Annotated in this window: 15 protein-coding genes and 2 tRNA genes; 2 read left to right on the plus strand and 15 right to left on the minus strand. The window is 71.4% G+C overall.

The genetic code is table 11. The features are described from left to right. The first annotated feature begins 55 nt into the window (after nt 1–55). A complete protein-coding gene (locus AB0K08_RS12660) occupies nt 56–823 on the plus strand; it encodes an IclR family transcriptional regulator (protein ID WP_363354992.1) in 768 nt (255 codons plus the stop codon). 20 nt (nt 824–843) lie between these two features. Here the strand turns inward: AB0K08_RS12660 and AB0K08_RS12665 are convergent, their stop codons facing one another. Then, nucleotides 844–2,958 carry an acyltransferase family protein gene (locus AB0K08_RS12665; protein ID WP_363354994.1) on the minus strand — a complete coding sequence of 705 codons (2,115 nt, stop codon included), beginning with the start codon at nt 2,956–2,958 and terminating at the stop codon, nt 844–846. A gap of 266 nt (nt 2,959–3,224) precedes the next feature. On the opposite strand from AB0K08_RS12665, the gene AB0K08_RS12670 reads away from it, so the two are divergent. Beyond that, nucleotides 3,225–4,715 (plus strand): UDP-glucose/GDP-mannose dehydrogenase family protein, encoded by a 1,491-nt coding sequence (locus AB0K08_RS12670; RefSeq protein ID WP_363355185.1) that lies wholly within the window; start codon nt 3,225–3,227, stop codon nt 4,713–4,715. Between the two features lie 32 nt (nt 4,716–4,747). Here the strand turns inward: AB0K08_RS12670 and AB0K08_RS12675 are convergent, their stop codons facing one another. The 14 genes from AB0K08_RS12675 to ilvC all read right to left on the minus strand — a co-directional run bounded on the left by AB0K08_RS12675 (nt 4,748) and on the right by ilvC (nt 21,938). Further along, the gene (locus tag AB0K08_RS12675) at nt 4,748–5,938 is read right to left on the minus strand and encodes a thiamine-phosphate kinase (protein WP_363354996.1); all 1,191 of its coding nucleotides are present in this window, start codon (nt 5,936–5,938) and stop codon (nt 4,748–4,750) included. After that, the gene (locus AB0K08_RS12680) at nt 5,935–7,656 is read right to left on the minus strand and encodes a GTPase (RefSeq protein ID WP_363354998.1); all 1,722 of its coding nucleotides are present in this window, start codon (nt 7,654–7,656) and stop codon (nt 5,935–5,937) included. Before AB0K08_RS12680 ends, AB0K08_RS12675 begins: the two co-directional genes overlap by 4 nt. A gap of 3 nt (nt 7,657–7,659) precedes the next feature. After that, entirely contained in the window at nt 7,660–9,453 is a 1,794-nt protein-coding gene (locus AB0K08_RS12685; RefSeq protein WP_363355000.1) for a dynamin family protein, read from the minus strand. A 145-nt stretch (nt 9,454–9,598) separates the two neighbouring features. Then, nucleotides 9,599–9,674 (minus strand) — tRNA-Glu (locus tag AB0K08_RS12690). 128 nt (nt 9,675–9,802) lie between these two features. Continuing rightward, nucleotides 9,803–9,874, minus strand: a tRNA-Gln gene (locus tag AB0K08_RS12695). A gap of 138 nt (nt 9,875–10,012) precedes the next feature. After that, nucleotides 10,013–11,557 carry a glutamate--tRNA ligase gene (gltX, locus tag AB0K08_RS12700; protein ID WP_363355002.1) on the minus strand — a complete coding sequence of 515 codons (1,545 nt, stop codon included), beginning with the start codon at nt 11,555–11,557 and terminating at the stop codon, nt 10,013–10,015. Between the two features lie 28 nt (nt 11,558–11,585). Further along, the gene (locus tag AB0K08_RS12705) at nt 11,586–11,792 is read right to left on the minus strand and encodes a YbdD/YjiX family protein (RefSeq protein ID WP_363355004.1); all 207 of its coding nucleotides are present in this window, start codon (nt 11,790–11,792) and stop codon (nt 11,586–11,588) included. After that, the gene (locus tag AB0K08_RS12710) at nt 11,792–14,032 is read right to left on the minus strand and encodes a carbon starvation CstA family protein (RefSeq protein WP_363355006.1); all 2,241 of its coding nucleotides are present in this window, start codon (nt 14,030–14,032) and stop codon (nt 11,792–11,794) included. The genes AB0K08_RS12705 and AB0K08_RS12710 overlap by 1 nt, the downstream gene beginning before the upstream one ends. 175 nt (nt 14,033–14,207) lie before the next feature. After that, nucleotides 14,208–15,002: a fumarylacetoacetate hydrolase family protein gene (locus AB0K08_RS12715; protein ID WP_363355008.1), complete on the minus strand. Its 795-nt coding sequence runs from the start codon at nt 15,000–15,002 to the stop codon at nt 14,208–14,210. Between the two features lie 44 nt (nt 15,003–15,046). Next, nucleotides 15,047–16,156 (minus strand): branched-chain amino acid aminotransferase, encoded by a 1,110-nt coding sequence (locus AB0K08_RS12720; protein WP_363355187.1) that lies wholly within the window; start codon nt 16,154–16,156, stop codon nt 15,047–15,049. Between the two features lie 93 nt (nt 16,157–16,249). Next, complete coding sequence (locus AB0K08_RS12725; protein ID WP_363355010.1) at nt 16,250–17,344, minus strand: 3-isopropylmalate dehydrogenase; 1,095 nt, start codon at nt 17,342–17,344, stop codon at nt 16,250–16,252. Nucleotides 17,345–17,491: 147 nt separating this feature from the next. Beyond that, complete coding sequence (gene metG / locus AB0K08_RS12730; protein WP_363355012.1) at nt 17,492–19,099, minus strand: methionine--tRNA ligase; 1,608 nt, start codon at nt 19,097–19,099, stop codon at nt 17,492–17,494. Between the two features lie 6 nt (nt 19,100–19,105). After that, complete coding sequence (gene serA / locus AB0K08_RS12735; protein WP_363355014.1) at nt 19,106–20,704, minus strand: phosphoglycerate dehydrogenase; 1,599 nt, start codon at nt 20,702–20,704, stop codon at nt 19,106–19,108. Between the two features lie 202 nt (nt 20,705–20,906). Next, nucleotides 20,907–21,938: a ketol-acid reductoisomerase gene (ilvC, locus tag AB0K08_RS12740; protein ID WP_363355016.1), complete on the minus strand. Its 1,032-nt coding sequence runs from the start codon at nt 21,936–21,938 to the stop codon at nt 20,907–20,909. Nucleotides 21,939–21,947 lie beyond the last annotated feature (9 nt).

Here is a 21,947-nt window from a genome sequence, read left to right on the forward strand (position 1 = left end):
GGCGGTGCCAACCCCGGCGCGATTGTCTCGCATATTGAGACGTTAGTATCAGAGTATGGACACATCGCCGCATGACGACCGACCCGCCCTCCAGAGTCCCAGCGGGGTCGGGGTGGTGGACAAGGCCGCCGCCATCCTGGACGCCCTGGAGGCGGGACCCACGTCCCTGGCCCAGCTGGTCTCCGCCACGGGCATCGCCCGGCCCACCCTGCACCGGCTGGCCTCCGCCCTCATGCACCACCGGCTGGTGGGCCGGGACCTGCAGGGTCGGTACGTCCTGGGCAGTCGCCTGACCGAGCTGGCCTCCGCCGCCGGGGAGGACCGGCTGACCTCGGCCGCCGGCCCCGTCCTGTCCCGGCTGCGGGACGCCACCGGCGAGAGCTCCCAGCTCTTCCGCCGGCAGGCCGACTCCCGGGTCTGCGTGTCCAGCGCCGAACGGCCCGTGGGGCTGCGGGACACGATCCCCGTGGGGACCCGGCTGTCCATGAAGGCCGGCTCGGCAGCCCAGGTCCTGCTGGCCTGGGAGGACAACGAGCGGCTGGTGGAAGGCCTGGACGGCTCCGTCTTCACGCCCACGGTCCTGGCCGCCGTCCGCCGCCGCGGCTGGGCCCAGTCCCTCGGGGAACGCGAACCCGGCGTCGCCTCGGTCTCGGCGCCGGTCCGGGGTCCCAGCGGCCGGGTGATCGCGGCCATGTCCATCTCCGGGCCGATCGAACGGCTGACGCGTCAACCCGGCCGCGTCCACGCGGAGACCGTGATGCGCCATGCACATCAGCTCACGGAGCTCATCCGCGCCACCGGGGTGTCCGCCACGAAGATCTGACGCCGGCTCCCGCCGGCGGTCTACTGTTGCACAGCCGGCACCAGTCGTTCCCGGAGCATCGGCTCCAGCGAGCGCATGTAGGTGGCCGTGAGGTGGGCCTTGGAGTCCCGGTAGACCACCGCGTTCCCGATCACCGCCGGACAGAACCCGTCCCTGCAGAAGTACTCCCGCAGGTCGATGACCTCCGCGCCCTCGATCCGTGAGGCCACCTCGGGGAGGGGATCGACGAGGGCGAACGCCTCCTCAGCGCTGGTCCCACACCGGTGGTCCTGCGGGGTGAAACCCACCCGCGTCAGGCACTCGAGTGCCGCATCGGTCGATGCGGGCGCGTCGGCGACCACGATGATCTTCGTCCCCCGCTCGGCCACCGGTGCCCAGGCCTGCTCGTAGCGATCCCGCCGTTCCCCGGCAGGACGCACCGTGTCATACCGCGAGGAGGAGACGATCACGGCGTCATAGGGCTCCCCCGTCAGCATGGCCTGCTGGGCCTGCTCCAGCGGCCCCTGACAGTTGTCCCCCTCATCGTGCACGTACCAGTGGCATCCCCAGCCGGTGAAGACGTCGAGGTCCCACCCCTGGCTCTCGGCGATGGGTTCGATGGCCGGCAGCAGGGAGGCGGCATGGCTGTCGCCCCGGAGCGCGACGCGATACTCCCCCTCGGAGGCCCCCAGGTCGCACTCGGGGAAGGCCTTCCCGTCCCTCTCCCGCCAGCACTGGAACGAGCCGCCGACCTCGGTGGCGAAGTTGTCGACGGACGGCCACAGTCCGTCCCCGAGGACACCGTCGCAGTCCTCCCCGGCCTCCAGGGAGGCGGCGCCCAGGCATCGGTCCATCAGCGCCGAGGCCTTCCTGCGGTCACCCTCGTCCCCGCCCGCTCCGGCCGGTTCCGTCACGCCACCTCGGATGGAGACCAGGGAGACCGAGGTTCCGAGGGCTGCCACCACCACGAGCGCCACGGTCACCGAGATCCGCTGCGGGGACGGCTGCGGCCTCCCCGTGGCGTGTTCCCGCCGCCAGCCGAACCACCGGGCGTGGCGGAGCGGATTCTCCACCAGGTGGTAGCCGGCGCTGGACAGGCCGAAGGACAGCACGAGGGCCAGCAGGACATACAGGGGGCCCTCGGAGGGCACCACCGCGACCAGCAGGACGATCACCGGCCAATGCCACAGGTACAACGAGAAGGAGATGTCGCCGATGTAGCGGCTCACGGGATTCGTGAGCGGCCACAGCCCCTTGACCTCTGCCCCGGTCCCCGCCGCGATGACCAGGGCCACCGAGAAGACTGGCAGGGCCGCCCAGGGTGCCGGGAACCCCCCGTTCTCGGCGCTCACCCACAGGATCGAGGCAAGCATGCCCGCGCTGCCCGTCCACGCCAGGTACGGCCTGGCGCCGGACGGAATCCTGCCGAGCAGGGGGGCGGCCACGGCCAGCAGTGCCCCGATGCCCAGTTCCCAGGCGCGGGTGAAGGTGGAGAAATAGGCCCGGGTCTCATCGGCGCTGGACTGGTGGAGCGCCCAGACACCCGTCACCAGGATGATGACGACCATCGCCGCGGCGATGACGCGCCGGGACTGCGCCGGACCGGTACGGGACCGGGCCATGGCGACCAGGATGGCGAGCATCAGCCACGGCCACACCAGGTAGAATTGCTCCTCCACTCCCAGTGACCAGAAGTGCTGCAGGGGCGACGGCAGCGTGCCTTCCTGGAAGTAGTCGGTCCCGGTGGAGGCGAAGCGCCAGTTGCCGGCGAAGAAGAAGGACCATATCGCGTCCACGACGGTGGACTTCGCGCGCGTGGCGGGCAGGACCAGGCTGGCTGTGACCACGGTGACGAACAGGACCAGGGCGGATGCCGGGAGGATGCGCTTGACCCGGCGCTCGTAGAACCGCCGGAAGGAGATGGTGCCCGTGCGCTGGTACTCCCGGAGCAGCAGGCCGGTGATGAGGAACCCGGAGATGACGAAGAAGATGTCCACACCGACGAAGCCGCCGGTGGGCCAGCCGAAGAGGTGGTCGAGGAGCACCGCGATGACCGCGACGGCCCGCAGCCCCTGGATGTCGGGTCGGAACGCATGCCTCGGCGGACGCACCCGGCGGGTTTTCTCCGCCGTGCCGCTGGTCGTGCTGAGGCTCATGGCTTCCCCGGACGTCGACTGATGGATGGCCCTCGTGGACGCGGCGTCGACCGGTCGTCGCGGCCGGGACACACCGTCCGGGCCGCGGCAGGACGGGGCCGATCTTATCCCGCTGTTGGTCGGATGTTCTCCCGTTGGTGCCCTACGGCGGCGGGGCGGATCCTAGACTACCGTCCGTGATGACCTCCACCCGCAGCCTCCGGCACCCGCCCGCCGCCCCGGGGACGGCGGCCCCGGCCCCGCCCGAAGGGACGGCTCGGGCTCCCCTGCGGATCTCGGTGATCGGGACGGGGTATCTGGGGGCCACGCATGCCGCCTGCATGGCGGAGCTGGGGTTCGAGGTGTTGGGGCTGGACATCGACCCGGCCAAGGTCGAGGCCCTGACCCGGGGCAAGCTGCCCTTCTACGAGCCCGGACTGCCGGAGCTGCTGATCAAGCACGTCCAGTCCGGCCGGCTGCGGTTCACCACCTCCTACGAGGAGGTCGGGGCCTGGGCGGACGTGCACTTCATCGGGGTCGGCACCCCGCAGAAGCCCGGCGAGAGCGCGGCCGATCTGCGCTTCGTGGACGCCTCGGTGACCTCCCTGGCCCGGCACATCACCCGGGACGCGTTGATCGTGGGCAAGTCCACCGTCCCGGTCGGCACCGCCGCCCGCCTGAGGGACCTGCTCGCCGCCACCCGCACGGAGGCCGGACCGGACGGGCGTGGACTGCCCGGGGACGTGGAACTGGCCTGGAACCCGGAGTTCCTGCGCGAGGGCTACGCGGTGAAGGACACCCTGACCCCGGACCGACTCGTCGTCGGCGTCGAGTCCGCCCACGCCGAGCAGGTGCTCCGGCAGGTGTACGCCAAGTCCCTCACCGAGGACACCCCGTGGATCGCCACCGACTTCGAGACCGCCGAACTGGTCAAGGTCGCCGCCAACGCCTTCCTGGCCACCAAGATCTCCTTCATCAACGCCTTCTCCGAGATCACCGAGACCGTGGGCGGGGACATCGGCACCCTGGCCGACGCCATCGGGCACGACCCGCGGATCGGGCGGAAGTTCCTCAACGCCGGCGTCGGCTTCGGCGGCGGCTGCCTGCCCAAGGACATCCGCGCCCTGCAGGCCCGCGTGAGCGAGCTCGGCCTGGACCGCACCATGCGCTTCCTGGCCGAGATGGACGACATCAACCTGCGCCGCCGCGACCGCGTGGTCGACCTCGCCGTCCAGATCCTCTCCCACCACCGCCACGGCCAGGCCCGCACCGCCGGGGCGACCGGGACGGCCGGGGCTGCCGGCCCCGGTACCACCGGAACCGGCGCCGTCCCGTCTCCGGCCGCCGTCGAGGTCCTCAACGGGTCCAAGGTGGCCCTGCTGGGGGTGACGTTCAAGCCGCACTCGGATGACGTGCGGGACTCCCCCGCCCTGGACGTGGCCAACCGGCTGTTCACCGCCGGGGCCGACGTGGCCGTCTACGACCCGCAGGGCAACGCCAACGCCGCAAAACGGTTCCCCCGCCTGGACTACGTCGACACCCTGGAGAAGGCCCTGGTCGGCGCCGACCTGGTCATCCTGCTCACCGAATGGGACGAGTTCCGCCAGATGGACCCCGAGTACGTGGGACGACTCGTGGACCAGAAGCTGCTCATCGACGGCCGCAACGTCCTGGACCGAACCGCCTGGCAGGCCGCCGGCTTCACCCACGCCGCCCTCGGCCACCGCTTCTCGCCCGGCCACCCCACCGCACACCCAGGGCCAGCCCGGGGATCATGAGAGCGCCAACGGTCGATTCGCCCGGCGTGTCCCTACCCGGACTGCGGCCGTGATCTGAGCGGGGCGGCGAAGTGGTCCCAGCCGTCGGGGTCTCCCGAAGCCTCGACAGCCTCGACTGCCTCGGAGGAGGACTCATCCGTCTCTCCGGCCCGCCCCACCAGGCGCCCGACCCGGCGGAACCCCGGCGGGATCTGCGCCCCGGTGGGCCCGCCGGCCGGCACCACGGCCAGCAGCCCGTAGTCCTCACCGCCGGCGGACACCCAGTCCTCGGCGTCCCGGTCCAGGGAACGGGCCAGGGGCGCCAGCGCCCGTGCCTCGGTCCGCACCCAGTCCGGATCGAGTTCCGCCCGTAGGCCGTTGGCCGTGGCGAGCCGTCCGGCGTCCTTGAGCAGGCCGTCGGAGACGTCCATCATGGCCAGGGCCCCGGCCTCGGCCGCCCGGCGGCCGGCTCCCAGCGGGGGCCGGGGCCGCAGTTGAGCTGCGGCCGCCAGGGCCGCGGTGCGGTGGAGCCCGGCCCCTGCCGCCCGTGGAGCGGACGTGAGGCGGCGCATCAGACTCTGGCGGCCGGTGTCCAGCACCTCCAGCCCCGCGGCCGCCCAGCCGGCCCTCCCGCACAGGACCAGGTCGAGCCCCGGATCGGCGCCGCCCGGGGTCCGGCGGGGACGCGCGCTGAGCGTGCGCCGGATCGCCGGACGGCCCTGGAGGTCTCCTGTGGCCGTGATCGCCAGGGTGATGCGGTCATCGGAGCCGAGGTCCCCGCCGACCACGCGGCACCGGCTCGCCCCCAGGTGGATCACCGCACCGGAGATCCCCGCGGCGAGGCCGTCGATCCAGGCCACGGACGTGGTGGCGGGCATGGTCAGCGCCAGCAGCAGTCCCGAGGGCTCCGCGCCCATCGCGTTGACGTCGGAGAGGTTCTGGGCCGCCGCCTTCCAGCCGGTGGAGTAGCCTCCGGCGAAGTCCCCGCCGGCCGCTGCCCCTCGTGGTGCCGTGGCCGGCCAGGACATCCGGAAGTCGCGGTCCTGGGCCATGGCGTCCGTGGTGATGACGAACCGTCCGTCCGGGGCAGCCACCACGGCGGCGTCGTCCCCGGGGCCGACGGTGCCCTCGGGCCAGTCCTCCGCGGCCGGCACCGCGGCAAAGCGGCGGTTCAGGATGCCCAGGATCCCCGCCTCGCCCAGCCCACCCACGGTCCGCCCGTGCACCGTCTCACCGCCGGTCAATGCCGCCCGCTGGCCGCCGCCAGCGCCTCCCGGAACGCCCCGTAGCGTTCGATCTCGGCCGCCACGGGGGCGGCGACGCGCTCGCGGGCGACGGCCGCGATCCCGTCGCGCAGCCGCCGCCGGGCCCGGTTCCCGCGCCGGCGGGCCCCGAGGCGCACCAGCGGTGCCGTGAGCAACCCCAGCAGCAGGCCGAAGGCCAGCCCACCGGCCAGGAGCAGGGCGGGGACCGGGAATCCCTCCACGTCCGGTGCCGGCGGCAGCTCGAACTGGAGGTATCCGGCCCCGGCGAGCACCCCGAGCCAGCCCAGCCCCGCGAGGGCGGCCAGCAGGGCCAGCCACTGCAGGACGTTGACCACGGGCCACCACCAGGTCCCGGTCCCGGCCCGCAGGTCGGCCGAGGAGACCGCCTGGTCCAGTTCGTCCACCAGCGTCTCGTCGTGGCGGCGGGCGGCGCGGCGGATCGCGGTGCGCCAGGACTCCGGTGCCCCCTGGCTCGCCCCGTCCGCGAAGGATCGGATGGCGCCGTCCGCCTGGGCCCGCTGGGCGGGGCTGCGCTCCGGCAGCGAGGTCCGGTGCACCCGGGGGTCGTCGGGGGCCGTGGACTGGCGCCGGGCACCCACAGCGCCGTCCCCCCGGCGCAGGCCGAGGCGGCGCAACGGGTCCTGCCGCACGCGGGACATCCACCGGGTCACGGGCCAGCCGGTGCGGCGTCCGCCCTCGAGCCGGTAAGACTGCTGCACGGCGCGCACCACGGTGTCCACGCCGGAGGCCTGCGCCAGGGCGTCCACCAGCCGGGCCTCGGCCCCCTTCCCGACGCCGGCCGGCACCCCACCGGCGTCCTGGGCACCGAGGGCGTGGGCGGCCGTGCGCACATCGGCCAGCAACCGCTCGGTCGCGGCGGTCCGCCGGCGCGCCACCTCGGCGATGGCCTGACGCAGCGGCTCGATCCCCTCGCCGGTGACGGCGGAGGCCCCGTACACCGGCACCCGGCTCATCCCGTCCTCGGCCAGGATCCCCCGAAGCGAGGACAGCACGGCGGGCACGTCCGGCGCCGCGAGCCGGTCGACCTGGTTCAACGCCACCAGGGTCACGCCACGGTGGGCGGCCAGCGGCTGGAGGAACTCCCGGTGCAGGGCGGCGTCGGCATACTTCTGGGGGTCGACGACCCAGACCAGCACGTCCACCTGGCCGGTCAGCCGCGTCGCGATCCGACGGTGGTGGATGGCGATCGAGTCGACGTCGGGCAGGTCCAGCACGATCAGGCCACCGTGGACCTCGGCGCCACCCTGGGCCCCACCCCGCAGCCGGGCCCGGCCCGCTCCCAGCAGTCCCGCCCAGGTGTCCTTCGGGTCAGCGCCGGCCGGCGGACCCGCCACCTCGTGGCGCTGGTCCACCTCGAGCCAGTCCAGCAACGGCCCGGCGCCCTCCGCCCCCCACACGGCCGCCAACGGCTCGGCGGTGGTCGGCCGGGTGGCCGCGACGCGGGCCAGGTCCTGACCGGTGACGGCGTTGAACAGGCTGGACTTGCCGGAACCGGTGGCCCCGAAGAACCCGACCACGGTGTGGTCGGCGGAGAGCCGCCGCCGTTCGCCGGCCCGCCCGGCGACCTGCCCGGCGTCTGCCAGCAGCTGGTGGTGGACGCGCCCCTCGCCCAGTTCGGCGGCGGCCCGCAGGGCCGCGAGCTTGCGGTCCAGAGGACTCTGGTCGTTCTTCGCCATGGCTCAGCCCTCCCGCCGGGCGGCCAGCCGCCGCAGTGCGGGAATCAGCTCGGACCATCGCCCCGAGGCCGCCTCGTCCGGCACCTCGTCCAGCAGCTGGGTGAAGCGGCGGGACTCGGTCTGCAGGAGCTCCGTGATCCGTTCCACGAGGTTCTCCTGGGAGCGGCGGGCGAGCCGGCGGACGGCGTCCTCACCGAAGATCGATTCCAGCAGCTTCTGGGCGACGACGGCCGTGCCTCCCGCGATCCCCACCTCGATGCCCAGCAGTCCACCGGTCGAGGCGAAGGAGACGATCATCAGGGTCACCGCGACCCCGTTGACGCCGAGGGCGGAGATCCTGGCCATGGTCCGCTTGCCGGCCCCCTCCTGCTGGATCAGGTGGATCAGGTCCTCCTGCCAGCCGCGGATCTGGGCGGCGGCCCGGGCGGGGAAGTCCTCCGGCAGCCCCGCCAGGTCCCGGCCCTGCACGAGTCCCCGTCCGGCGGCGTCCTGCCGCCAGCGTTGCTCGGTCTCCTCGGCTGCCGCGGCGGCCTGCTCCACGAGCACGGCGTGCAGGCCGGTCTCGATGGCCGTCTCGACCTCCTCCGGAGGGGCCGGTCGTCCGGTCAGGAAGGCGGTCAACCGGTCCCGCAGCCGGCCGATCCCGGACTCGAGGGAACGGAAGAACTCCCCGGTCCCCACGAAGTCCTGCCACCGGGAGAGGACCTCGCCGCGCAGCAGGGTCCCGTCCTGCGTGGCGGCCAGCACGCCCTGCAGCGCCTGCTCGTACGCCGAGTCCACGTCCCCCTTCAGCCGCGCGGCGGCCCGCCGCTGGTCCTGTTCGGCCTGGACCAGGCCCTCCGTCTTGTCCGCCAGCTGACGGACCACGCCGTTCAGGGTGCGGCGTGCCACCTCGGAGCGGGAACCGGCATCGGCGGCGATGGCGGCCAGCCAGTCCCGCAGGGGGTCCGCGGCGCCGGCCGGCAGCATGCCGTCGGCGTCCAGCGCGGACTCGGTGACCACGAACAGCCGGGCAGATCCCAGCCCCTGCCGTTCCAGCATCCCGCGCAGATCGGCGCCCACCTCGGCCTGGACCGCGTTCGGCACCCGGTCCAGCACCACGGCCACGGTGATGTCCCGGGCTGCCGCGTCCAGCAGCAGCTCCCAGGGCACGGCGTCCGCGTAGCGGTTGGCGGTGGTGACGAAGATCCACAGGTCGGCGGCGGAGAGCAGCTGTGCAGCCAGCCGGCGGTTCTCGTCTGCGATGGAGTCGATGTCCGGAGCGTCCAGCAGCGCCATTCCGACGGTGAGGGACGGCTCGGCCACCATGACCAGGGACCCGATGGCCGCGGGGTCCGGATCCACACCGGCCTGCTCGGCTCTCACGGCGGCGCCCAGATCGGCCCGGTGGCCCCGGACCCGGGACAGGTGGGGCAGCACCCGTGCGGTGGTGAACCACTCCAGGTCGTCCGGGTGGTGCAGCAGGATCGGCTGTCGGGTGGTGGGCCGGATGGCCCCGGAGCGCGTGACCGGGTGGCCGACCAGCGCGTTGACCAGCGTGGACTTTCCCGCACCGGTGGATCCCCCGACGACGGCCAGCAGGGGGGCGTCGAGGCTGCGGTAGCGCGGCAGGACGTAGTCGTCCAACTGGTCCACCGCGGCGTCCCGCGTCCGGGCGGACTCGGCGGCACCGTCGATCCCGAGGGGCAGGGAGACCTGCTCGAGCGAGTGGCGCAGGCGGCTCAGCAGGTCCACCGCCTCGGCCGCGGCCGCGGGTGGCGGCGTCGGCGCCGAGGCGTCGTCTTCTGTGGTGCTCACGCACCCCATCATGACACCTGGCCCGTCACCGGCGTGACTCCGCACCGTGACGCGACACGGAGGGAACGGCACGGAGGGAACGGCACGGGACACGGCACGGGGGAACGACGAAGGCCCGGTCCAGATGGACCGGGCCTTCGTGCTGTGGTGACCCCAGCGGGATTCGAACCCGCGTTACCGCCGTGAGAGGGCGGCGTACTAGGCCGCTATACGATGGGGCCGTCACCGTTGCTCACCCGTCCTGCCAGTGGCAGACCCGTTTGGGCAACCCCAGAAGTGTTTCACACTCTGGTGGTCTTCACCAAATCGACGCTCACCTCCGCGGAGGTCCATCTCTTCAGTGAAACCGCTGGGGTACCAGGACTCGAACCTAGAATGACAGTACCAGAAACTGTTGTGTTGCCGATTACACCATACCCCAATGGCTGTCAAGTCCGTGTTCGGAGGAACCGATCCGGTCTTGGGCCATCCGTGCCGCTGTCTCTGCGGCACGGGTGTTTACTATACCGGCGTTCCGCCCCGATGACAAAACGAGGTCTGGGGGCGGTGCCGGCGGTGATCAACCGGCCTGTTCGGCCGCGAACCGGTCCAGCCGGGCCAGCGAGGATTCCTGGCCGAGGATCTCCAGGGACTCGAACAGCGGTGGCGAGACCTTCTTGCCGGACACGGCGGTCCGGACCGGGCCGAAGGCCTGGCGCGGCTTCAGGCCCAGCCCGTCGATCAGAGCGGCACGCAGGGCCGCCTCGATGCCCTCGACGGTCCAGGAGGCCGCGTCCAGGGCGGCGAGGGACTTCCGCGCCGCGGCCAGGGCGCCGGGCAGGTCGGCGGGCATGCCCTTGAGGGCCCCGTCCGCCGTCGTGATCTCCGCGTCCTGTTGGAACAGGAACGCGAGCATGTCCACGGCCTCGCCCAGCAGGGCGACGCGCTCCTGGACCAGCGGGGCCGCCGCATCCAGGATCCGGCCCTCGCGCTCGGAGAGCTCCTCCCCCACGAGCCCGGCGGCACGCAGGTACGGCACGAGGCGGTCGCGGAAGTCGGCCCCGTCCAGGAGCCGGATGTGCGTCCCGTTGATGGCGGTGGCCTTCTTCTCGTCGAAGCGGGCCGGGTTGGCCAGGACGTCGTGGATGTCGAAGGCGGAGATGAATTGCTCGCGCGTGAAGATGTCCTCGTCCGCCGACAGCGACCAGCCCAGCAGGGCCAGGTAGTTGATCAGCCCCTCGGGGATGAACCCGTTCTCCCGGTGCAGGAACAGGTTCGACTGGGGGTCCCGCTTGGACAGCTTCTTGTTGCCCTCCCCCATCACGTAGGGCAGGTGGCCGAACTCGGGCATGTACTTCGCCACGCCCACCGCGTACAGCGCCTGGTACAGGGCGATCTGGCGCGGCGTGGAGGACAGCAGGTCCTCACCGCGCAGCACGTGGGTGATCTCCATCAGGGCGTCGTCCACGGGGTTGACCAGGGTGTACAGCGGGTTCCCGTCCGCCCGGACCACCACGAAGTCCGGGACCGAGCCGGCTCGGAAGGTGATCTCCCCGCGCACCGTGTCCGTGAACGTGAGGTCCGTGTCCGGCATCCGCAGGCGCAGCACCGGCGCCCGGCCCTCGGCCCGGAACGCGGCCTTCTGCTCCTCGGTGAGCCCGCGGTCGTGGTTGTCGTAACCGAGCTTGGGGTCCCGGCCGGCGGCGCGGTGGCGGGCCTCGACCTCCTCGGCGGTGGAGAAGGCCTCGTAGATATGGCCGGCCGCCTGCAGCCGGGCGATGACGTCCTGGTAGATCTCGGAACGCTGCGACTGGCGGTACGGACCGTGCGGGCCGCCGACCTCGACACCCTCGTCCCAGTCGATGCCCAGCCAGGCCATGGCCTCGAGCAGCTGCTGGTAGCTCTCCTCGGAGTCCCGCTTGGCGTCGGTGTCCTCGATGCGGAAGACCATGGTGCCGCCGGTGTGCCGCGCCCAGCCCCAGTTGAACAGGGCGGTGCGGATCAGCCCGACGTGCGGCGTGCCGGTGGGCGAGGGACAGAAGCGGACCCGCACGGGTGCGTCGGCGGGAACGGCGGGGATGTCGGCGGGGGCGGGTGCAGGGGTACCGGGCAGGGATTCAGTCATGATGCCCTGAAGTTTAGCCGCTGGGAGGTCAGCAGCAGCGCCCCGAGGGGTTGAGGTCCTGCTCGCGGTAGACCATCCGCCAGAAGTCCCCCTCGCTGAGCGGCACCGAGCCCGGATGGGCCCGGGACTGGTGTTGGACGTACTGGCGGTACCGGTCCTCCCCCAGCAACGCCCGGACATACCAGGCGGCCGCAGACCACCCCCGCTTCAGCCTCCCCCGCACGGACCGGTGCATCAGTGGCCGCTCCGGACGGGCCGGCGGTCCGCCGGCAGCTCGTCCCACTGGGCCTGGACCTCCTTCTCCTCCCGCGTGGCCAGGATGCCGGCCGGGGCGAAGATCTTCGAGGGCACGGTGGGATCCGCGTGGTCGATCACCTCGGTGGAGCGGAAGGCCTGGACGGTGCGCGTCACCGAGGTGGCGATCACCACCAGGGTCAGCACGAGGAAGATGACGGACAGGGACGTCTGGATGAAGGAGTTGCGCACGATCGCCTCCATGGACGCCACGTCCGGTGCGGCCCCCAGGGAGGTCTCCCCGGCGGCCAGGGCGTCCCGGAACTGCACGTGCTGGGCCCAGTAGCCGACCGCCGTGGCCGGGGAGAAGATCTTCTGCAGCGAGCCCACGGTGGTCACCACCGTGATGAAGGCCAGCGGCAGTGCCACGATCCACAGGGAGCCGAAGGTCCGGCGTCGCGCCACGATGGTGAGCACCACGGCCAGGGCGATCGCGGCGAGCAGCTGGTTGGCGATGCCGAACAGCGGGAACAGGGTGTTGATCCCGCCGCGGGGGTCCCCCACCCCCATGATCAGCACGGCCCCCCAGCCGGCCACCATGATGGCCGTGCACAGCCACGCCCCGAACCGCCATCCGGTGTCCTTGAAGCGGGGCACCACGTTGCCGATCGAGTCCTGCAGCATGAACCGCGCCACCCGGGTGCCGGCATCCACGGCGGTGAGGATGAACAGGGCCTCGAACATGATGGCGAAGTGGTACCAGAATCCCATCATGCCCGAGCCGCCGATCCACTGGCCGATGATCAGGGCCAGGCCGACGGCCAGGGTGGGTGCCCCGCCCGTCCGGGAGACCACGGTCTCCTCACCGACCTGTTGGGCCAGCGTGGTCAGCATCTCCGGCGTGAGGTCCACGCCGGTCAGGCCCAGCGAGTTGACCCAGGCCACGGCCCCCTCCACGGAGCCGGAGGTCAGGGCCGCCGGGGCGTTCATGGCGAAGTAGATGCCCCGGTCGATGGACACGGCGGCCACCAGGGCCATGACGGCCACGAAGGACTCCATCAGCATGCCGCCGTAGCCGATGAACCGGGTCTGCTTCTCCTTCTCGATCATCTTCGGCGTGGTCCCGGAGGCGATCAGGGCATGGAACCCGGAGAGGGCGCCGCAGGCGATCGTGACGAACAGGAAGGGGAACAGCGCACCACCCCAGACCGGCCCGTCGTCCCGCGAGGCGAACTCGCTGACCGCCGGCACGTCGATGCCCGGCTGGACGATGACGATCGCGACCGCCAGCAGGACGATGACGCCGATCTTCATGAAGGTGGAGAGGTAGTCGCGGGGGGCCAGCAGCAGCCAGACGGGAAGCACGGCGGCGATGAACCCGTAGACGATGATGCCCCAGGCGATGGTGGTGCGGTCCAGGGTGAACAGGGTGGCACCCCACTCGGTCTCGGCCACCCAGCCGCCGCCCACGATCGCGGCCATCAACAGCGCGAAGCCGATCAGGGAGACCTCGGCGATCCGCCCGGGCCGCAGGAAGCGGAGGTAGACGCCCATGAACAGTGCGATCGGGATGGTCATGCCCACCGAGAACACGCCCCACGGGCTCTCGCCCAGGGCGTTGACCACCACGAGGGCGAGGATCGCGGTGATGATGATCATGATCAGCAGCGTCGCCACGATGGCGGCATAGCCGCCCACCCGGCCCAGCTCGTCCCGGGCCATCTGGCCCAGGGAGCGCCCGCCCCGGCGGGTGGAGAAGAACAGCACCAGGTAGTCCTGCACCGCGCCGGCCAGCACCACCCCGACGATGATCCAGATGGTGCCGGGCAGGTATCCCATCTGCGCGGCGAGCACGGGCCCCACCAGCGGCCCGGCACCGGCGATGGCGGCGAAGTGGTGCCCGAAGAGCACCCGGCGGTCCGTGGCGACGTAGTCCTTGCCATCGGCCTTGTACTCGGCGGGGGTGGCCCGGCGGTCGTCCGGCCGGGCGATCTTGCGCTCGACGAACTTCGAGTAGAAGCGGTAGAAGATCAGATAGGTGCAGACCGCCGCGAAGACGAACCAGATCGCGTTGACGGTCTCACCGCGGACGATCGCCAGCATCGCCCAGGCGACGCCGCCGAGCAGTGCGATCCCCGCCCAGAGGGCGATCTTCAGCGGTGTCCACCGCGGTGCGGACTCGACATGCACCGGTGGCAGGTCGGCCACCGTCTCGGTGTCGGATGGATCGGCATGGCTCATCGTCGGATCCCCTCAGTGACAGATGTGACAGATCTGGTCAACGTGAATCCAGTGATCCCCGTGGCTCACGTGACGCCTGTACATCTTCGCCACCCGGTACCGGCCGGTCAAGGACCGGCACGCCGAGTATCCTGCCGAGCGGGTGGGTTCCGTGGGTTCCGGCCCGCGGGCCCGCTCAGCGCCGGTAGAGGGTCCTCAGGGAACCGATGCCCTCGACGGTCGCCTCCGTGCGCTGGCCGGCCTCCACCAGTCCGACGCCGGCCGGCGTCCCCGTGAGGATGACGTCGCCGGGCAGCAGGGTGAAGGCCTGGGACACGGCCGAGACGATCTCCCGCACGCCGAAGACCATGTCCGAGGTGCGGCCGTCCTGGACGAGGGTGCCGTCCAGCTCCATGCGGATCCCCAGGTCCTCGGTGTCCGTGCTCTTCAACCCGGTCTCGATCCACGGTCCGAGGGGGCAGGAGCCGTCGAAGCCCTTGGCCCGGGCCCACTGCAGGTCCGCCTTCTGGGCGTCCCGGGCCGTGAGGTCGTTGCCCACGGTGTACCCGAAGACCACGTCATCCACCCGCTCGGCGGGGACGTCCTTGCAGATGGTGCCGATGACCACGGCCAGTTCCGCCTCGTAGGACACCTGCTCGGACCAGGGGGGCAGGGTCACCGGCTCGCCCGGCCCCACCACGGAGGTGTTGGGCTTCAGGAAGAACTGGGGGCTGTCCGGGACCTGGTTGCCCAGTTCGGCGGCGTGGTCCGCCCAGTTGCGCCCGACCCCCACGATCTTGGACCGGGGGATGATCGGCGCCACGAGCCGCACGTCCGACAGGCGGTGACGGGTCGCGGTGGGCTGGATCCCCTGGAAGAACGGGTCCCCGTGCAGGACCACGACCTCGAGGTCCTGCTGCGGTGCGTCCGGCTCCCCCTCGATGAGTCCGTACTGGGGTTCGGCGTCGACGACGAATCGGGCTATGCGCATGGAACCAGCCTAGGGCAGTGCACCGGGTGGAACGGACCGCGGGCTCAGGCCAGCCGGTACAGCCAGTCGTGGCGGTCCTCGGAGTGTCCGGTCTGGATCCCCAGCAGCTCTTCACGGATGTCCATGGCCACGCTGGTCTCGTCGACCTCCGGCGAGGCGAAGGAGTCCCCGCCGTCCACGAGCGTCCCGATGGGGGTGATGACGGCCGCGGTGCCGCAGGCGAAGACCTCGCTGATCTGCCCGGAGGAGACGCCCTCGCGCCATTCGTCCAGGGTGACGGTGCGCTCGACCACGTCGAGCCCGCGGTCCCGGCCGAGCTGGATCACGGAGGACCGCGTGATCCCCTCGAGGATGGTGCCGGTGAGTTCCGGGGTGACCAGGGTGCCGTCGGAGAAGACGAAGAAGATGTTCATCCCGCCGAGCTCCTCCACCGCGTTCTGCCGGGTGGGGTCCAGGAACAGCACCTGGTCGCAGCCGTGGGCGGAGGCCTCCATCTGGGCGGCCAGGGAGGCGGCGTAGTTGCCCCCGAACTTGGCAGCGCCGGTCCCACCGTGGCCGGCGCGGGCCAGCTCGCGGGAGACCCAGATGGACACGGGCTTGAGCGCACCGCCGAAGTAGTTGCCCGCCGGGGAGGCGATGACCTTGAAGGCGACCTCGTTGGCCGGACGCACCCCGAGGAACTCCTCCGTGGCGATCATGAAGGGGCGCAGGTAGAGCGACTGCCCCTCGCCGTCGGGCACCCAGGACTCGTCCGTGGCCACGAGCAGGCGCAGCGCCTCGAGGAAGTCCTCCTCCGGCAGCTCCGGCAGCGCCAGGCGCCGGGCGGAGCGGTTCAGCCGCGCCGCGTTGGCCTGCGGGCGGAACGTCCACACGCTGCCGTCCTGGTGGCGGTAGGCCTTGAGCCCCTCGAAGATCTCCTGCGCGTAGTGGAACACGGCGGCGGCCGGCGAGAGGGTCAGCGGGCCGAAGGGCTCGACGCGGGCATCGTGCCACGCCCCGCCGCTGTGGGGCGCCCCGGCCCCCGGGTCGGCGCGGGTCCAGTCGATGGAGACCATGTGGTCCGTGAAATGCTGCCCGAACCCGGGGTCGACCAGGATGTCCCGACGCCGGTCCTCGGACACAGGCGTCGGATGGGGGTGGCGGGTGAACTCCATGGTCACGGCAACTTCCTTCTCTCGAGTCCGTCCATCATAGAACCCGCCGCGCAGTGGGCGATCCAGGCGGAGCACCCCTGCCGGCGCACGCCTCTACAGGCGCGCGGCGATGTCGCTGCCGATCTGCGCGGTGGACCGGGACGCCGACTGGTCTCCCGCGGCGGCGCGTGCCGCCAGATCGGACCACACCGCCTCGTTGATGCGCCGGGCCGCCTCGGTGCGGCCGGCCTGCTCGAGCAGCAGGACGGCGGAGAGGATGGCCGCCGTGGGATCCGCCTTCTGCTGACCGGCGATGTCCGGGGCGGAGCCGTGGACCGGTTCGAACATGGAGGGCCCGGTCCCCGAGATGTTCAGGTTGCCGGAGGCGGCCAGGCCGATGCCGCCGCTCACGGCCGCGGCCAGGTCCGTGAGGATGTCCCCGAAGAGGTTGTCCGTGACGATCACATCGAAGCGTGCGGGATCGGTCGTCAGGTAGATCGTGGCGGCGTCCACGTGCATGTAGTCGTGGGAGACCTGCGGGTACTCGGCCGCCACGGCCTCCACGGTCCGGCGCCAGAGGTGGCCGGCGTGGACCAGGACGTTGTGCTTGTGGACCAGGCTCACGTGGCGGCGGGGGCGCCCGTCGGCCAGGGCGAAGGCGTGGCGCACCACCCGCTCCACGCCGAAGGAGGTGTTGATCGAGACCTCGGTGGCGATCTCCTGCGGCGTCCCGGTGCGAATGGCCCCGCCGTTGCCCACGTAGGGGCCTTCCGTGCCCTCGCGCACCACCACGAAGTCGATGTCCCCGGGGTGGGCCAGCGGGCTCACCACCCCGGGGTAGAGGCGGGAGGGACGCAGGTTGACGCCGTGGTCCAGGGAGAACCGCAGCTTCAGCAGCAGCTCCCGCTCGATCAGGCCGGACGGGATGCGGGTGTCGTTCGGGGCTGCGCCCACCGCGCCGAAGAGGATCGCGTCATGGCCACGCAGCCGCGCCAGGGTCTCATCGCTCAGGGTCTCCCCCGTCTCGAGCCAGTGGGCGGCACCGAGAGAGTACTCCGTGGCTTGGATCTCGGCGTCTCCCACCGCAGCGGTGGCGGCCCGCATCACCTTGAGGGCCTCGGCGGTGACCTCCGGGCCGATCCCGTCTCCGCCGATCACGGCGAGGTCCAGCACGGCGGTCGGATCGGGGGTGTTGGCTACGTTCTCCATGCCGTCAGGTTAGGTGGACACCCTCCCGAACGTCCACCATGTGGTCGCCCTGTCCGAATGATGGACACTTTCGTCAGCCTCTTCACTTTGAGGGCAGAACGAACCGGTTCATTCTGCCCTCAAAGTGGTGGCGTGGGGCGGAGCGGCTCAGTCCGCCTCCGGCTCCTCGTGGCGGGGGAAGACCGGGGTGGGCGCGGGCAGGGCGGTGCCCGGCACCAGGGCCGCGTCCCAGGCCGCGAAGGACCGGGCGCCGGTCCCCGAGGAACCGGTGCGGCCGGCGTCGCCGGTGGCCTCCACGCCCAGCAGGTCCAGCAGCCGGGTGGCCGAGCCGGGCATCACGGGCTGGGCCAGCAGCGCCACGCGCCGGACGGTCTCCAGCGTCACGTACAGCACGGTGGCCATGCGGGCCGGGTCGCTCTTGCGCAGCACCCACGGCTGCTGCTCGGCGAAGTAGGCGTTGGCGTCCCCCAGCACGGCCCACGTGGTCTCGAGCGCGTGGTGGTAGTCCTGCACGGCGTAGTCCGCGCGTGCGCCGTCCAGCAGGCCGGAGACGGACTTCAGCAGGGCGCGGTCGGCGTCCGTGTACTGACCGGGCTCCGGGAGGACCCCACCCAGGTTCTTGGCCACCATGGACAGGGACCGCTGGGCCAGGTTGCCCAGATTGTTCGCCAGGTCCGCGTTCTTCCGCCCCACCACCGCGTCGTGGCTGTAGGAGCCGTCCGCCCCGAAGGGGAACTCCCGCAGCAGGAAGTACCGGACGGCGTCGAGCCCGTAGCGCTGGACCCACTCAGCCGGCCCCACCACGTTGCCCAGCGACTTGGACATCTTCTCGCCGTTGTTGTTGAGGAAGCCGTGGATCATGACGCGCCGGGGCAGCTCGATCCCGGCGCTCATCAGGAACGCGGGCCAGAAGATGCAGTGGAAGCGGGAGATGTCCTTGCCGATGACGTGCAGGTCGGCCGGCCACCGCCGGAACTGCTCGGACTGCTCGTCCGGGAAGCCCGCCCCGGTCAGGTAGTTCGTCAGGGCGTCCACCCAGACGTACGTGACATGGTCCTGCGTCGGCTGCGGTCCGGAGGCGTCGGCCGGCGCCGGGACGCTGATGCCCCAGTCGAAGGAGGTCCGGGAGATGGACAGGTCCTCCAGCCCGGACTCCACGAAGCGGATGACCTCGTTGAACCGGTACTGCGGGGCCGCGAAGTCCGGCCGTGCGCGGTACAGCTCCAGCAGCGGCTGCTGGTAGGCCGAGAGGCGGAAGAAGTAGCTCTCCTCCTCGGTCCAGGTGACCTCGGTCCCGGTCTCCGCCGCGTAGCGTTGACCGTCCTCGCGCACCTCGGTCTCGTCCTCGGTGAAGAACCGCTCGTCGCGGACCGAGTACCACCCGGCGTAGCTGTCCAGGTAGATGTCCCCCGCGGCCTCCATGCGCCGCCAGATCTCCTGGACCGCCACCGCGTGATCCGCGTCGGTCGTGCGGATGAACCGGTCGTAGGAGATGTCCAGGACCTCGTCGTCGACCGACTTGAACCGTGCGGCGTTGCGCGTGGCCAGCTCCATGGGGGTGATCCCCTCGCGCTCGGCCGTCTGCTGCATCTTCTGGCCGTGCTCGTCCGTGCCGGTCAGGAAGTAGACGTCCTTGCCGTCCAGCCGCTGGAAGCGCGCCATCACGTCCGTGCCCACGTACTCGTAGGCGTGGCCGATGTGGGGATCTCCGTTCGGGTAGGAGATCGCGGTCGTCAGGTAGTAGCTCTCTGCCACGGCGGCTCAGTCCTCGAGGTCGATCCCGGCGACCTTGGAGGCGCCGATGGCCTGGCCGAGCTCCTCGGCCACACCGGAGGGCAGCGCCGCGTCCAGGGTCAGCAGGGCCAGGGCCTCGCCGCCCTCGACCTGGCGCGAGACGTCCATGCCGGCGATGTTCACGCCGGCGTCCCCGAGGACCCGGCCGATGGTGCCGATGACCCCGGGACGGTCGGCGTAGCGGAACACCAGCAGGTGCTCGGCCAGGGGGACCTCGAGCTCGTAGCCGTCGATCCCCACCACCTTCTGCACCTGCTTGGGCCCGGTCAGGGTGCCGGCCACGGAGAGCTGGGTGCCGTTGGAGGTGGCCCCCTTGACGGTGATCGTGTTGCGGTAGGCCGGGGACTCCGCTGTGGTGGTCAGCCGCGACTCGATGCCGCGCTGCTCGGCCAGCACCGGGGCGTTGACGTAGGAGACCTGATCCGAGACGACGTCCGTGAACACGCCCTTGAGCGCCGCCAGCTGCAGCGACTTCACGTCCTTGTCCGCGATCTCGCCGGCCACGTCCAGCTCAACCACGGTGAGGGAGTCCCCCGTGGACAGGGCGGTGAGGATCCGCCCGAGCTTCTCCGCCAGCGGGATGCCGGGGCGGATGTCCTCGTGGATGACCCCGCCGGCCACGTTGACGGCGTCCGGGACGAGTTCACCGGCCAGGGCCAGGCGCACGGACCTGGCCACGGACACCCCGGCCTTCTCCTGGGCCTCGGTGGTGGAGGCGCCCAGGTGCGGGGTCACCACGGCGTGGTCGTGGGCGAAGAACGGCAGGTCCACCGCCGGCTCGGAGGAGAACACGTCGATCGCGGCGCCGCCGATGCTGCCGGCGGTCAGGGCGCGGTCCAGCGCCTCCTCGTCGATCAGTCCGCCGCGGGCCACGTTCACCACGAAGGCGGTGTCCTTCATGAGGGCGAACTGCTCGTCCGAGATCATCCCGATGGTCTCCGGGGTCTTGGGCATGTGGATGGTGAGGAAGTCGGCCTCGGCCAGCAGCTCGTCCAGGGTCAGCAGCCGGGCGCCGATCTGCTGGGCGCGGGCGGAGGTGACGTATGGGTCGTAGGCCAGGATCTCCATGCCGAAGGAGCGCATGCGCTCGGCCACGAGCGAGCCGATCCGGCCCAGCCCGATGATGCCGAGCTTCTTCTCGTACATCTCCACGCCCGAGTACTTGGAGCGCTTCCACTCCCCGTCCTTCAGGGCCCGGTTGGCCGGGGCGATGTTGCGCGCCACGCCCAGCAGGTGGCCGCAGGTGAGCTCCGCGGCGGAGAGGATGTTGGAGGTCGGCGCGTTGACGACCATCACCCCGGCCTGGGTGGCCGCCTTGGTGTCCACGTTGTCCAGCCCCACGCCGGCACGGGCGATGACCTTCAGGTGCGGGGCGGCGGCGATGGCCTCGGCGTCCATCTTCGTGGCCGAGCGGACCAGCACGGCGTTGGCCTGCGGCAGGGCGGCCAGCAGCTGGGCGCGGTCCGAGCCGTCCGTGGTCCTGATCTCGAAGTCGGGACCCAGCGCGTCCACCGTGGCCGGGGAGAGTTCTTCAGCAATGAGGACGACGGGCTTGGTCTCAGACACGGATCATTCGCTTTCGTTGGGACTGTGGTGGGGCTGGGGTGGAGCAGGTGGGCCGGCCGCGCTGGCTCGGGTCGGCCGTATCGATTCTAGGGCTTGGCACCGAGGGGAATGACGCCGGCCCCCCGCCTACCGCAGGGAAGGCAGGTAGACGAGGGGCCGGCGTCGGGAACCGTGGGACCGGTTGCAGGCCTGATCAGCCGGCTCAGCGGGCTGCGGTGCCCTCGGTGTAGTCGTCGTCCGAGTCCTTGAGCCAGGAGAACATCTGGCGCAGTTCACGGCCGGTCTTCTCGATCGGGTGGGCCTCGCCCGCGGCACGCAGCTGCTTGAACTCCGGGCCGCCGGCGGCCTGGTCGTCCATGAAGCGCTTGGCGAAGGTGCCGTCCTGGATGTCGGCCAGCACGGCCTTCATGTTCTCCTTGACGGACGGGTCGATCACGCGCGGGCCGGAGACGTAGTCGCCGTACTCGGCGGTGTCCGAGACGGACCAGCGCTGCTTGGCGATGCCGCCCTCGACCATCAGGTCCACGATGAGCTTGAGCTCGTGCAGGACCTCGAAGTAGGCGATCTCCGGCTGGTAGCCGGCCTCGGTCAGGACCTCGAAGCCGTACTGCACCAGCTGGGAGGCGCCGCCGCAGAGCACGGCCTGCTCGCCGAAGAGGTCGGACTCGGTCTCCTCGGTGAAGGTGGTGTCGATGACGCCGGCGCGGGTGCCGCCGATGCCCTTCGCGTAGGCCAGGGCCAGGTTCTTGGCGTTGCCGGTGGCGTCCTGCTCCACGGCGACCAGGGCCGGCACGCCGCGGCCGGCCTCGAACTCGCGGCGGACCACGTGGCCCGGGCCCTTCGGGGCGACCAGCGCGACGTCCACACCGGCCGGCGGCTGGATGTAGCCGAAGCGGATGTTGAAGCCGTGGGCGAAGAACAGCGCGTCGCCGTCCTGCAGGTTCGGGGCGATGTGCTCGTTGTAGACGGCGCCCTGGACCTGGTCCGGGGTGAGGATCATGATCAGGTCGGCCTCGGCGGCCGCCTCGGCCACGGAGACGACGCGCAGGCCCTCGGCCTCGGCCTTGGCACGGGACTTCGAGCCCTCGGCGAGGCCGATGCGGACATCGACGCCGGAGTCGCGCAGGCTCAGGGAGTGCGCGTGGCCCTGGGAGCCGTAGCCGATGACGGCGACGGTGCGGCCCTGGATGATCGACAGGTCGGCGTCGTCTTCGTAGTACTTGGTGGTCGACACAGGTGTTCT

It is taken from the genome of Citricoccus sp. NPDC055426, from assembly GCF_040677445.1.
Classification (GTDB): domain Bacteria; phylum Actinomycetota; class Actinomycetes; order Actinomycetales; family Micrococcaceae; genus Citricoccus.